This window comes from uncultured Maribacter sp., from assembly GCF_963974015.1.
Classification (GTDB): domain Bacteria; phylum Bacteroidota; class Bacteroidia; order Flavobacteriales; family Flavobacteriaceae; genus Maribacter.
In genome coordinates, this window is the sequence record NZ_CAXBBZ010000017.1 from 13,483 (window position 1) to 27,580 (window position 14,098).

Genomic DNA, 14,098 nt, shown 5'->3' on the forward strand with positions numbered 1-14,098 from the left:
CAAAAATATGATTGCTTGAAACTATCTAGAGAAGTAAAAACAGGAATTATTGTAATAGGAGGTATTCTTTTGTTTATCATGGGATTCAGCTTTTTGAAATCCACTCCTATTTTTGATAACAGTAAAACGTTCTATGCGGTTTATCCGAATGTTGGTGGACTTCAATCTGGTACTACCGTTTCAATCAACGGGTTTAGTGTTGGAAAAGTAAATGATATAAAGTTTTTAGATGAAAAAGGGAATTTATTAGTGACTTTTACGGTTGGTAATGACTTTAAATTCTCTAAAAATAGTCTGGTAGAACTTTATGATACCGGTATAATAGGAGGTAAGGGTTTACAGATTAGACCTGTTTTTGACGCTACCGGTATTGCACAATCTGGTGATACGTTACAATCTGAGACAAGACCAGGTATTACAGATTTAGCGCAACAAAAATTAACTCCTTTGGTACGTAAGTTCGAGTCTGCTATATCTGGAGCTGATTCTGTTTTAGTTAATGTAAATTCTGTCTTAGATTCTAACACAAAAAAGGAATTGAAAGAGGTTATTGGAGGTCTCAATGTTTTGATAACAAGTCTTAATAAGAGTACTACTTCACTTAATAGCGTACTTGAGGGTAATAGGGAAAAGTTAGATAATTCATTTAAGAATTTTGAAGTGCTTACTTCAAATTTCGCTAAACTTTCAGACTCCTTAAATTCTGCTGGTTTGGGGCGTACTTTGGCAAGTTTAGAATCTACAATGGCCAGTTTAGATCAAGTAGCCCAAAAAATTGAAAATGGCGATGGTACCTTAGGTTTATTGATGAACGATAAGGAGCTATACTCAAATTTGAATAGCAGTAGTAGAGAATTAGAGCTACTCTTACAAGATTTCCGTTTAAACCCAAAACGCTATGTTAACGTTTCGGTCTTCGGTAAAAAACAAAAGGATTATACAGTTCCTGAAGAAGACCCAGCTGATAAAATAGAAGAATAAATTTATGCAGTATCTCCCTAATATTATTTTTATACTCTTACTGGTAGTTGGTGTGGGTTTCTTTGTAAAGAATATTTCAAAATTAAAACGAAATATTTTCCTTGGTAAGGAAGTATCTATAAAGGACAATAAGCCACAACGGTGGAAAAACATGGCAAAGATTGCTTTAGGTCAATCTAAAATGGTCGTTCGTCCAATTGCAGGTTTTCTTCATATTATCGTTTACGTTGGTTTTGTTATAATAAATATAGAAGTACTTGAAATTATCTTAGATGGTGTTTTTGGTACACATAGAATGTTTTCGGTATTAGGTGGGTTATATGATTTTCTAATTGCATCGTTTGAGGTATTGGCATTATTAGTGATTATTGCAGTAGTTGTTTTCTGGATAAGAAGAAATATTATTCGATTAAAAAGATTCTTTAAACCAGAAATGGTCGGTTGGCCAAAAAAAGACGGTAACCTTATTCTATATATCGAATTGGTATTGATGTTTTTATTTCTAACCATGAATGCAGCAGATTATCAATTGCAACAAATGGGGGCAGAACATTATGCTAAAGCAGGGTCGTTTCCGATAAGTAGTTTTATAGCGCCATTATTCGAAAATTTATCTATTTCAACTTTAATAATAGTTGAACGTACTGCTTGGTGGTTACATATTGCGGGAATTTTATTTTTCCTCAACTATTTGTACTATTCTAAGCACTTACATATACTTCTGGCGTTTCCGAATACTTATTATGGTAAACTAACTCCAAAAGGACAGTTTAAGAATTTGCAATCTGTCACAGATGAAGTGCGTATGATGATGGATCCTGATGCCGATCCGTATGCAGAACCTGCTGAAGATGCTGAAGTACCAGATAAATTTGGTGCTTCAGACGTTCAAGATTTAAGCTGGGTTCAATTATTAAATGCCTATACCTGTACCGAATGTGGTAGGTGTACCAGTGAATGTCCGGCAAATCTAACAGGTAAAAAATTGTCTCCTCGTAAAATAATGATGGATACCCGTGACCGCCTAGAGGAAGTTGGTAAGAATATAGATGAGAATAATGGTGAGTTTAAAGATGATGGTAAACAATTATTAAACGATTTTATAAGTCCAGAAGAATTATGGGCTTGTACTTCTTGTAATGCTTGCGTAGAAGCATGCCCTATCAGTATCGACCCTCTTTCTATTATTATGGATATGCGACAATATTTAGTTATGGAACAATCTGCTGCTCCAACAGATTTGAATAACATGATGAGTAATATTGAAAATAATGGTGCACCTTGGCCATTTAACCAAATGGATCGTTTAAACTGGAGTAAAGAATCTTAAAAGAAGATATGATAAGTGAATTGAAAGTGCCTACAATGGCAGAATTTTTTGCTACAGGTACCGTTCCTGAGGTTTTATTTTGGGTAGGTTGTGCCGGTAGTTTTGATGACAGGGCAAAAAAGATAACAAAAGCTTTCGTTAAGATTTTGAACAAGGCCAATGTGTCATTTGCTGTTTTAGGTACAGAAGAAAGCTGTACAGGCGACCCGGCAAAACGTGCAGGAAATGAATTTTTGTTTCAAATGCAGGCAGTTACCAATATAGAAGTGCTCAATGCCTATGAAATTAAAAAGATAGTAACAGCTTGTCCTCATTGTTTTAATACCATTAAAAATGAGTACCCTGGTTTAGGGGGTAATTATGAAGTTGTTCACCATACACAGTTTTTAAAACAACTACTGACCGAAGGTAGAATTTCAATGGAAGGTGGTACGTTTAAAGGAAAACGAATCACTTTTCATGACCCTTGTTATTTAGGAAGGGCTAATGGTGTTTACGAAGCGCCAAGGGATTTAATTAGAAAATTGGATGCAGAGTTAGTTGAAATGAAAAGCTGTAAACAAAGAGGTCTTTGTTGTGGTGCAGGCGGTGCGCAGATGTTTAAAGAATCCGAAAAAGGGGATAAAGACGTGAATGTTGAACGTACCGAGCAAGCGTTAGAAATAAAACCTGATATAATTGCAGCAGGTTGTCCCTTTTGTAATACCATGATGACTGACGGTGTTAAGAATAAGGAGAAAGAAGATTCAATCGAAGTTATGGATATTGCAGAGTTGATTGCTACCGCAGAAGATCTGTAAATTTTTCATTATTTAATTTTTTAATATCTAAATCATATAATTTGCTAGTAGATTTTAACACGTTACCAGAGACTGCAAGAGTTTGGATATATCAATGTAGCCGTTCATTTTCTGAAGATGAATTAGTTGATATAAGGTCAGAGATTGATGTGTTTTTACAAAATTGGACAGCTCATGGCAATGATTTAAATGCGGGGTATGAAATAAAGTACAAAAGATTCATAGTTATTGCATTAGATCAGAATTCACAAAGCGCTACGGGTTGTTCAATTGATGCATCGGTTCATTTTATTCAAGCATTGGAAAAGAAATACGATGTTTTGTTGTTAGATAAAATGAATGTGTCTTATAAACAAGGGGACTTCGTAGCTTATAAAAGCTTACTTGACTTTAAGGCAATGGCGAAGCAAAAAGCAGTTTCAAAGAATACCATTGTATTTAATAACTTGGTAACCAATAAAGGGGAATATCTTGAACATTGGGAAGTACCAGCCTCTGAGAGTTGGCATGCTCGTTTTCTATAAAACGATTTCTTCTTAACTATCATTATTATTGGGTTTTATCGATGAAATGCAATAATTTCATACCATAATAGTTATCTCAGTACATACAATTTTATGCGCCTTATTTTAATAATTTTTTGTGGGTTATTTTGTTGTTCAGGTCTTCTTGCTCAAAATCCTTTAGTTACTAAAGATAGTCTAGCTCAAAAGACTTGGGTGGATAGACAATATGATAAAATGACTTTAAATGAAAAGTTGGGTCAATTATTCATGGTTAGCGTCGCATCAAATCAAAATAAACAAGCAACTGATCAAATTAAAAGTTTGATTATTAAAGAGAATTTAGGAGGAGTTATTTTTTCTAAAGGTGGTCCTGTTAGGCAAGCCATGCTTACGAATGAATATCAGGCGGCATCAAAAGTTCCTTTATTAATTGGTATGGATGCAGAATGGGGACTATCCATGAGGTTAGATTCTACTTATGCCTTTCCATGGAATATGACTTTAGGTGCCATACAGGATAGTTCAGTGGTTGAAAAGATAGGTTATCAAATTGGTAAGCACGCAAAACGATTGGGCGTGCAAATAAATTTTGCTCCAGACTTGGATATTAATACCAATCCAAATAATCCAATAATAGGTAATCGTTCGTTTGGTGAGGATAGAGATAATGTAGTTGAAAAGGCAATCGCATTTTCAAAGGGTATGGAGCGTGCAGGCGTTTTGGCAAATGGTAAACATTTTCCAGGTCATGGCGATACTGAAGTAGATTCACATCATAATTTACCTATAATTCCTTTTTCAAGAAAACGACTAGACAGTTTAGAGTTATATCCTTTTAAGAAAATGATTGCTTCTGGTTTAAGCAGTATAATGGTAGCCCATTTAGAGGTGCCTGCATTAGAAATAAAAAAGGGATTACCATCTTCTATTTCTGAGCAAATAATTTCAGGACTTTTAAAAGAAGATCTTGGTTACAAGGGTTTAATTTTTACCGATGCACTTAATATGAAAGGTGTTTCAACCACCGGAAATGATGGAAGTGTAGAATTAGCAGCATTTATGGCTGGTAATGATATGCTTCTAATGCCAGAAAATATAGTCGAATCTAAATTAAAATTGGCAAAAGCATACGACAAAGGAAAGTTGACCGAAGAGCGTTTGGCCTATTCCGTTAAAAAGATTTTGCTCGCGAAATACAAAGCAGGGTTGAACAACTACGAGCCAATTGTCATTGATAATCTATATGATGATTTAAACAGTTTAGAAGACGATATCATTTATGAAGAGGCCATTGAGAATGCCATTACTATCGTAAAGAATAAGTTAGACCTATTGGCTATCAAAAATTTGGACAATAAGAAAATCGCCTATGTGAAGTTCGGTGATGCTTCTAATGATGCTTTTGTGAAAGGACTGAAAAATTATGCTAACATAACAGTAGTAGATGCGAATGATATCAACACTTTAAAGGTAAAATTAAAAGATTTCAACCTTGTTATAATTGGCCATCATAAAAGCAATGAAAGCCCATGGAAAGATTACAAGTTTAGTGCAACCGAGCTAAATTGGTTGCAAGTGATTGCGGCCGAAAGAACGTCTAATCTTATACTTTGTGTATTTGCTAAACCTTATGCTTTGTCTGATATCAAGTCATTTCAAAATATTGATGCAGTGGTTATGTCTTATCAGAATAGCGATATAGCTCAAGAGAAAACAGCCGAAGTTCTTTTTGGTGCGGTAGGGGCTTCAGGAAAACTACCAGTTAGTGCACACTCTGATTTTCCGGTGAATTTAGGAATTAAAACACAATCACTAAGTAGGCTTGGTTATAGTATACCTGAGCGGGTAGGTATGAGTTCGAAAGGGTTAGGCGAAATAGACCGCATAGTGAATAATGGGTTGGATAGTTTAATGTTTCCGGGAGCGCAAATTTTAGTGTCAAGAAAAGGCAAGGTTATATATCAAAAAAGTTTTGGGAAGCCTACTTATAATTCTAAAGAAGAAATAACGAACGATTATATCTATGATCTTGCTTCATTGACAAAAATATTGGCAACATTACCCATGGTAATGAAGATGGAAGAAGAAGGTAAAATTGGATTGAATGATACTTTTGAAGAATTAGTACCAAATTATTCCGATACCGAAATAAAAAATGTAACCGTTTTAAAGGCTTTGTCCCATTATGGTCGCTTGCCTGCCTGGATACCTTTTTACATTAATACATTAGATGAAAATAGAAAGCCTTCTGGTGAGTTTTATCGAAATTCGCCATTGCCAGGTTTTTCAACTAAAGTTTATGATCATCTTTATTTGGCAGATGCCTACAAAGATTCGATTTATAATAGAATTGGGAGGCAAGATTTAAAGTCTAATAGGTACCGTTATAGCGATGTACCTTACTATGTGATGAAAAAGGTTATTGAAGAAAATTATAGTCAACCCTTGGATTATTTGACCAATAATTTTCTATATAGCCGTCTAGGTGCAAACCATACTTCATACAATCCTTTAGAAAAGTTTGAAAAAAATATGGTAGTACCCTCAGAAGAAGATGATTATTATAGATACGGTACTGTACAAGGTTATGTTCATGACATGGGGGCAGCAATGCAAGCAGGAGTAGGAGGACATGCCGGACTTTTTAGTAACTCAAATGATATAGCGAAGATTATGCAAATGTATCTTCAAAACGGATATTATGGCGGCACCAAATTTTTTGATTCTAGAACAGTTAAGAAATTTAATACCTGCTATTTTTGCGATAAGAATGTGCGTAGGGGAGTGGGTTTTGATAAACCACAATTAGAACATAGTGGACCAACCTGTGGTTGTGTTTCTAGAAAAAGTTTTGGTCATAGTGGTTTTACAGGTACCTATACTTGGGCAGACCCTGAAGAAGAAATTGTTTATGTGTTTTTATCTAACAGAACATATCCATCTGCATCTAATACCTTATTAGTTAAATCTGGGTTAAGAACTAGAATTCAACAAGTCATTTACGACTCAATTCTAAATTAAAAAGCTAGTTTTGTAGTAATGAAAATAGCAATAGTATGTTACCCTACTTTTGGTGGTAGTGGTGTTGTAGCGACAGAATTAGGAATCGCATTGGCCAATAGAGGTCATGAGATTCATTTTATAACCTACAAGCAACCAGTGCGTTTAGAGTTGTTAAGTAATAAAATATTCTTTCACGAAGTTCACGTTCCAGAATACCCACTCTTTCATTACCAACCTTACGAGTTGGCATTATCCAGTAAATTGGTAGATACCATAAAGCTTCATAAAATTGATTTATTACATGTTCATTATGCCATACCACATGCATATGCGGGGTATATGGCTAAGAAAATGTTAGAGGAAGAAGGAATTTTTGTTCCTATGATTACAACACTTCATGGTACCGATATAACCCTAGTAGGTAAGCATCCTTTTTATAAACCTGCGGTTACTTTTAGTATAAATCAATCTGATGTAGTGACCTCTGTGTCTGAGAGCTTAAAAAAGGGAACTTTGGAAATTTTTGATATAAAAGGGGAAATAGAAGTTATACCTAATTTTATTGATGCCAAAAAATATAGTACAACCTTTACCGATTGCCAACGTTCTAATATGGCCACTGAAGACGAGCGAATAGTTACGCATATCAGTAATTTTAGAAAGGTTAAACGAATTCCTGATGTTATTAAGGTATTTAGTAAAATACAGATTGAAATACCCTCTAAGCTTATAATGGTGGGCGAAGGTCCTGAAAAAGAAGGCGCTGAAAGACTTTGCGAGGAGTTAGGTATAGCTGAAAAGGTTATCTTTTTAGGCAATAGTAATGAAATCGATAAAATATTATGTTTTTCAGATTTGTTTCTTTTACCGTCGGAAACAGAGAGTTTTGGCCTTGCTGCTTTAGAAGCAATGATTAATAAAGTACCTGTAATATCTAGTAATGCGGGTGGTATTCCTGAGGTGAACAAAGAAGGGGTAAGTGGATTTCTAAGCGATGTTGGTGATATTGAAGATATGGCCGCTAAGGCTATCACTATTTTGAAAAACGATGAAGTACTAGAAAGGTTTAAACTTAATGCGCTTAATGAAGCACATAAATTTGATATACAGAAGGTATTACCGCTTTACGAAGAAGTTTATGAGAGGGCATTTAAAGGTCGTTTCAAGAATGTATAAATTCCTCATTTTTTTGTTCTTTTTTTTTATAGTCCAATTGAATTCATGTAAAAGTTCAGTTACTAATGAATTACAAAATTCTAATGAAACTAGTATGCAGAACATCTTGAATGAAAATTACAGCGGTTTTGAAGAAGAAGATTATTTTTTAATTAGAGATCAAGAGGCTTTGAATACTTTTTACGGTAAAATTAATAGGACAAGAAAACCAGGTTTAGTCCCTCCAGTAGTAGATTTTACTCAAAATATGCTTTTAGTCTGGTGTGGAGATAGTAAAACATCAAATTTTGTAGATTTAGAAATAAATGAGAGTGATGATAGCTTAATAGTACATAAGCTCGAATCCAAGGCTAAGAAACAAAACAAATTGATTGTAAGTCCTTTCAGTATTTATAACTTACGATTAAGTTCGAAATCTCTAAAGGTTCAACGGTAATTCGTCGTTAATTAATCTACATTCAACTACCAATCGATTTTAATTACTTTATATAGTACTTATTTGCCTATTACCTTATCTAAAATTAGTTTTACAACTTAATAACCCAAATTTATAATTATGAAAACTACTAAAGTTTTTGGCTTTTTGATGCTATTATTAGCTACTAATTTAACTTTTGCTCAAGATGAACTTCAAATCACAGCAAAAGATAGTATAGTTCAGAGTTCGTGGATTTTAGGAGTTGGTTTCAATGCCGTTGATGATTCAGGGAATGTTTTTGATGGTATATTCAACGTAGGGCAAGAATGGAATTTTGTTCCATTTCCTTCTAGAGTAAGTATTGGAAGATATTTTAAAAATGGTTTGGGAGTTGAAGCTATTGGTACTTATAATAAGTATTTGAAGGATAATATTATAGACGGAGTAATTTTGGCTGATGATATACCTTATTATGGTTTTGATGCACGTTTGACATACGATTTAAATCAAATAATTGGACAGACAGGATGGTTTGATCCATATGTAGGTATAGGAGCTGGATATACAGATGCTAATAATTTGGGTAGAGGTACTTACAATGCAGTAGTAGGATTTAGAACATGGTTTTCTGATCGTTGGGGACTTGATTTTAATTCTTCTGGTAAATGGTCTATGAGTAAAGGGGACGGAGCCACCAACCATATTCAGCATGCTGCAGGTGTAGTTTATCAATTTGGAATCGAGAAAGGGTTATCTAAAAGAGGTGAAGAAAAGTTGGAGCTTTTAGCAGCCATAGAGAAGGAAAAACAACGTCAAAACGATTCTATTAATGAGGTAAATAGATTAAGAGATGAAGCATTATTAGCAGAAAGGCTAGAAAAGCAACGAACAGAGGATGCCTTAGCCGCTGCTGAAAAGGCAAAATTAGATGCTCTTAACAATAAAAAGAATGCTATAAAAGCAAGAATAGAAAAATTAGGTAACGTATATTTTAATTTGAATTCATCGGCTGTGAGCAGTAAGTCTAAGGTTGTATTAGATTCATTAGTATTGATTATGAATGAAATACCGACCCTGAAATTAAAAATAACCTCACATACTGACTCAAGGGGAGCATCCTCATATAATGATTGGTTATCTCAACGTAGGGTTGACATGACAAAAGATTATATGTTGACTAAGGGTATATCTGATGATAAATTAATTACAGAGGCTTATGGCGAAAGAATATTATTAAATGAGTGTGATGATAACACGTATTGTCCTGAAGAAAAACATGCAGTTAACAGACGTTCTGAATTCGAAATAATCGAATTTTAACTAAGTAAGAATATTTTCAATTGCCCATTAGTCAGAAATTAGATTAATGGGCAATTTTTTTTTACAAAATAATATCTCAGATTATTCTTTGTAGCTTCTACTACAAAGAAATTTACACTAGCCCACTGAAAAGGTAAATATGGGCGATGTAGATTCGTTGCCAACACTATCTTTAGTAATTATTTTCCAATAATAGGTTTTACCTGCCTCTACAGGTATATCATCAAATCTAGTTTCAATAATATCAGTACCATATAGTATAGGATCTTTGGCTTCACCAAAATATAGGTCATGACCAACAATATCATTATCTAAATCTTCTGATTGCCAAATTAAATTAACGGTAGTACTAGTTCGGGAAATTGATGCTCCAGAAACAGGAGAGATAGCTGTGGCAGGAAACGGAATTGTTGATTCAAGACCAGGTCCTTCATTATAGAAACTCCAAACCTCGCTACTACTATTAATTTTTCCTGTAACGTACCATGAATAAATAACACCTCGTTCAAGTGTAATGGCTACCTCTGTAGACTCACTTTCATATGATTCTGTCTGAGAGTTAGCAATATTGGTTAAATGTAAAATATATGGAGCATTATTACTATCATCAATCCATTTAAAAATTAGTTCGCTATCCGTATCGGAAACAACAATACCTTCAGTACATTGAGAATCATTCTCAGGGAAAACAAGGAATAAATTTATATTATTTTTTGCGTATTCTAAAACATCCAAATCTACTCCACATGATTGGAATGCTATTATTATGAAAATTAAAAACCCAACTTTTTTCACTGTTTTATAAGTTTGAAGGTTTTATTTATTTTGTCATTCTTCAATCTTAAAAAATAAATTCCTGTGCTAAGTGCACTGGTATTCAATTCAATTTTTGACTGTTTAACTAAATAAGTTTCAGAATGGGCTAAAAGTCCTGCTTCTGTAAAAATAGCTATTTCCATGGTATCAGAAGTCAATGATTTTAAATCTATTGAAAGGCTTTCATTAACCGGGTTTGGATAGATCAAAAATGAGTTCTCTAAAATAACAATATCTTCAAATTTACCTTGGCACAACTGATTTGTAATTACACTTATATTATTTATTTCATCGGATAACGGTAAAATTAATTCTTTGCTTTCAGTTTGCATACTCTTGCCATTGATTTCTACAGTATACTCTTTTGCCCCTTGCATCTTTAGTGTAACACTGTTTGTTGAAGGGTCAAAGTCTAACTCAACATCTAATGGTGTAGGTTCGCTAATTATAATTTTAGAACAATTTTGAAAATTTGGGAACTCAACTGATGTAATACAAAGATTATATTCTCCATTTTCTAGATCTGTAAAATTTAAATTTTCAGAAAATGATTTTGAATTATTTGTATTTGGCCCAGTTAAAATTGCAAGGAAGTAATCTAGAGTTATTGATTCAATTATAATAGAACCATTATTTATATCAATACAAGTAGTTCCAGTAGATGTTATTTTAAATTGATTTGAAGGAAATGAATTGAGTATAGTACAGCCTACTGAATTAACATTTTGACCAAAAGGTGTGTTTGGGCAACTATCTAATTCATCATTAACACCATCATTATCGTCATCTAGAGATGTTGCTACTATACATCCTGTTAAATCTACAATAGCACCATTAGGTGTGCTTGGACATTGATCAATATTATTAGGTATACCATCATTATCCTCGTCTAATTGCGAACTAGAACACCCTTCGGTATCAACTGTTTCTCCATTTGTTGTATTAGAGCATTCATCTGTATCGTTAAAAACACCATCGATGTCATCATCTAATTGTGATGGGGAACAACCGTTTTCGTTTACTGTTTCTCCATATGGAGTATTGGAACAAATATCTTCATCGTTGCCAACTCCGTCATTATCTTCGTCTGTGTCAATAGCTGAAATTACCGTGAGTTGCAGATTTTCAGTACAACCTTGTGTAGTAGTTATTGTATATGTTCCAGATTTTGATGGTATTATGTTTAACAAGGAATAATCTCCATTTACCTGTGTTCCGTCAGGAAGTGTCAAAATGAAGGTTTTGTTATTAGGTAGCATGCTGATAATCAATGAGTCTCCTTCATTTACAGTTAAGGTGTTACTTCCACTTAGCCATGTTCCATTTACCTGATATTCAGGAATAATGCTATCTTCTGAGCAAAAACCGGTTGACCATAACGCTATATTTTCAGCATTTAGATTACCTGCGATAGAAAAATTACCGCCAACAAACAATTCAGTGTCATTTTTTGTAAATACCATAGAATTGACCCTTGTGTTTACTCCAACATTTGTGTTTAATCCCAATGCTTCCCAGCCATTGTCTTCGCTCCATCTGGCAATATTGTTCATTACTTTATTGGTATTGGTAATGTCACTAGCTGTTTCGAATGTTCCACCAACATAAATGTTTGAGCCCTTAATTTCTATGGTGTTGACATTTCCACTTAAGCCATCACCCATTTTTTCCCAAATGCTTGTACTTCTATTAAACCTAGAAATTCTATTAACGGTTTGATCGCCTGCCAAGGCAAAATTACCACCTGCGTATATATAATTTGAGGTAATGGCAATAGCTTGAACAAATCCACTGGTACCTTGGTTAAGGGCCGACCAGTTGGTGCCATCCCAGCGGGCTATTCGTGCTGCAGAATTACCTCCTGCTGTATCGAAATTTCCACCTACATAAAGTATGTTGCTCTCATCAATTGCAATTGAACGTATTTCATTGTTCGTACCCGAAATGGATGTAGTTGCGTCTGTTAAACTGCTCCATATTCCATTTTGCCATTTCGCAATATTATTGGCAGTGATGCCATTTACTGATGTAAAAATACCTCCCACAAACAAATTACCGTTATTGTCAAACTTTATTTTAGAAATAGGTCCGTCTGTTCCAGAACCCATAGAAGACCATGTAGTACCATCCCAATATGCAATATTGTTTGCATTGATTCCTCCTATCTGATTAAAATCACCTGCTGCAAAGAGTAAACCATTTTCTGATATGGCCATTGAAAAAATGGTTCCATTACTTCCTGCACCAATAGATTGCCATAAACCATCTGGGTTTAATATGGCAATATTATTAACTGTTTGTCCGCCAGCGACCAAAAAAGAACCTCCTAAATATATTTTTTGATCCTCGCTCTCTAAAATACATTCCACGATTCCATCAGTACTAGAAGTAATACTTTTCCATTCACCTACACCATTTACTACGTTTGTTACGGGTCCAGTTACTTCCTCAATCAGTTTATAAATCTTAGCGCTTGGCCCATACCCAGAAAAATAAAGTTCTCCTTGTTCGTCTTCTCCAAAAGAGGAGATGAATTCTCCATCAGTTTTAAATAATAAAGAATTTGAAGTACTTCCATTTGAAGCGTTATAGTTTAAGGACCATACTCTACCTGAAATATAATCCCCATATATATATCGGTTCTGAAGTATGGAATTGGTTAAGCTTCCCCTATAAACATAACCACCGGTTATAGATAGATCACCGGCATTATGATCGTAATTGAAAATTGGTTTAATATCTGGGTTTGTTGCAAGAGTTGTTCCTGTTCCGTAACTTGGTTGAGAGTTAGCTTCAAATTTGTTCCAGCCATAGTTACCACCTTTATTAATAAGGTTTATTTCTTCATAAACATTTTGCCCTACATCTGCACCCCAAAGATTACCGGTTAAATCAAAAGAAAATTTCCAAGTATTTCGAATTCCCCATGCATATAACTCATCCAATCCGGTTTGGCCAACTCTAGGATTGTCTGAAGGTATTTCATAATTTCCATTGGGAAGATCAGGATTGTTTTCTATGGGATTATTCCCATCTATATCTATATCGATTCGAAGTAAACTGCCAAATACGGTATTTAAGTTTTGTCCATTGCCCTGTGGGTCACCACCACCGCCACCGTCACCAATAGATATATAAAGAAAGCCGTCTGGTCCAAAAGCAATTTTTCCTCCGTTGTGATTGGAATCACTTTGGTTTTTCGTGAATTGAGCAATACTGGTAGCAGATGATGTATCTAGAGCATTTGGGTTGGTGTCACTCACCTTGTAACGAACAATATTGATCCTATAATTACTTGTACTGTCTATGTAATAGACGAAAACATATCCGTTCGTAATGTAGTTGGGATGAAATGCCATTCCTAATAATCCAACTTCTTGTCCGGCACTATAAGCTACGCTTGAAGAAATATCCAAAAAAACGCTTTGTTCATCTGTAGTTACGATGTTACTGTTGGGAAATACTTTTATTCTTCCTGATTGCTCTAAAACAAACATTCTGTTTGTTCCATCTACTGAACTTTGTATTTCTACAGGAAAGTTGAACGATAAATTTGGGAAAGCATTTTGGTATGAAATATCTTGGCTAAAGGAAATAAAAGGAATGACTAATAAGTCAAAAATAACATAGAGAAACCTATAAAATTTCATTGATAATTTCGTTGGGGAATTGTTATGAATATAAAACTCGCAAACTAAAGGGTTTTTAAATAGCTCTGCGAAAATACTAATTATGTCGTGTTAATTTA

10 protein-coding genes are annotated in these 14,098 nt (G+C 34.3%); 8 read left to right on the forward strand and 2 right to left on the reverse strand.

The features are described from left to right. Positions 1 to 15: 15 nt before the first annotated feature. The 8 genes from AACZ41_RS15695 to AACZ41_RS15730 all read left to right on the forward strand — a co-directional run bounded on the left by AACZ41_RS15695 (position 16) and on the right by AACZ41_RS15730 (position 9,534). Positions 16 to 981 (forward strand): MlaD family protein, encoded by a 966-nt coding sequence (locus tag AACZ41_RS15695; protein WP_339629551.1) that lies wholly within the window; start codon positions 16 to 18, stop codon positions 979 to 981. A 4-nt stretch (positions 982 to 985) separates the two neighbouring features. After that, positions 986 to 2,311, forward strand: a complete 1,326-nt coding sequence (locus AACZ41_RS15700; RefSeq protein WP_339629552.1) for a (Fe-S)-binding protein — start codon at positions 986 to 988, stop codon at positions 2,309 to 2,311. Between the two features lie 8 nt (positions 2,312 to 2,319). Beyond that, positions 2,320 to 3,111 (forward strand): (Fe-S)-binding protein, encoded by a 792-nt coding sequence (locus AACZ41_RS15705; RefSeq protein WP_339629553.1) that lies wholly within the window; start codon positions 2,320 to 2,322, stop codon positions 3,109 to 3,111. Between the two features lie 41 nt (positions 3,112 to 3,152). Beyond that, a complete protein-coding gene (locus AACZ41_RS15710) occupies positions 3,153 to 3,635 on the forward strand; it encodes an ABC transporter ATPase (protein WP_339629554.1) in 483 nt (160 codons plus the stop codon). A 93-nt stretch (positions 3,636 to 3,728) separates the two neighbouring features. Then, the gene (locus AACZ41_RS15715; RefSeq protein WP_339629555.1) at positions 3,729 to 6,638 is read left to right on the forward strand and encodes a glycoside hydrolase family 3 N-terminal domain-containing protein; all 2,910 of its coding nucleotides are present in this window, start codon (positions 3,729 to 3,731) and stop codon (positions 6,636 to 6,638) included. Between the two features lie 18 nt (positions 6,639 to 6,656). Then, on the forward strand, positions 6,657 to 7,796 hold the full coding sequence (gene bshA / locus AACZ41_RS15720; protein WP_339629556.1) for an N-acetyl-alpha-D-glucosaminyl L-malate synthase BshA: 1,140 nt from the start codon (positions 6,657 to 6,659) through the stop codon (positions 7,794 to 7,796). 94 nt (positions 7,797 to 7,890) lie between these two features. Next, on the forward strand, positions 7,891 to 8,232 hold the full coding sequence (locus AACZ41_RS15725; RefSeq protein WP_339629557.1) for a hypothetical protein: 342 nt from the start codon (positions 7,891 to 7,893) through the stop codon (positions 8,230 to 8,232). Positions 8,233 to 8,352: 120 nt separating this feature from the next. Next, a complete protein-coding gene (locus AACZ41_RS15730; RefSeq protein WP_339629558.1) occupies positions 8,353 to 9,534 on the forward strand; it encodes an OmpA family protein in 1,182 nt (393 codons plus the stop codon). A 117-nt stretch (positions 9,535 to 9,651) separates the two neighbouring features. On the opposite strand, the gene AACZ41_RS15735 is transcribed toward AACZ41_RS15730, so the two are convergent. Continuing rightward, positions 9,652 to 10,329 carry a hypothetical protein gene (locus AACZ41_RS15735; protein ID WP_339629559.1) on the reverse strand — a complete coding sequence of 226 codons (678 nt, stop codon included), beginning with the start codon at positions 10,327 to 10,329 and terminating at the stop codon, positions 9,652 to 9,654. After that, positions 10,326 to 14,000, reverse strand: coding sequence for a PQQ-dependent sugar dehydrogenase (locus tag AACZ41_RS15740; RefSeq protein WP_339629560.1), 3,675 nt, complete (start codon positions 13,998 to 14,000; stop codon positions 10,326 to 10,328). The genes AACZ41_RS15735 and AACZ41_RS15740 overlap by 4 nt, the downstream gene beginning before the upstream one ends. Between the last annotated feature and the right edge of the window lie 98 nt (positions 14,001 to 14,098).

Bases quoted from the DNA above. Each gene is read 5' to 3' on its own strand.
- AACZ41_RS15700 (WP_339629552.1), top strand. From the start codon at position 986: ATGCAGTATCTCCCTAATATTATTTTTATACTCTTACTGGTAGTTGGT.
- AACZ41_RS15705 (WP_339629553.1), top strand. From the start codon at position 2,320: ATGATAAGTGAATTGAAAGTGCCTACAATGGCAGAATTTTTTGCTACA.
- AACZ41_RS15715 (WP_339629555.1), top strand. From the start codon at position 3,729: ATGCGCCTTATTTTAATAATTTTTTGTGGGTTATTTTGTTGTTCAGGT.
- bshA (WP_339629556.1), top strand. From the start codon at position 6,657: ATGAAAATAGCAATAGTATGTTACCCTACTTTTGGTGGTAGTGGTGTT.
- AACZ41_RS15725 (WP_339629557.1), top strand. From the start codon at position 7,891: ATGCAGAACATCTTGAATGAAAATTACAGCGGTTTTGAAGAAGAAGAT.
- AACZ41_RS15730 (WP_339629558.1), top strand. From the start codon at position 8,353: ATGAAAACTACTAAAGTTTTTGGCTTTTTGATGCTATTATTAGCTACT.
- AACZ41_RS15740 (WP_339629560.1), bottom strand. From the start codon at position 14,000: ATGAAATTTTATAGGTTTCTCTATGTTATTTTTGACTTATTAGTCATT.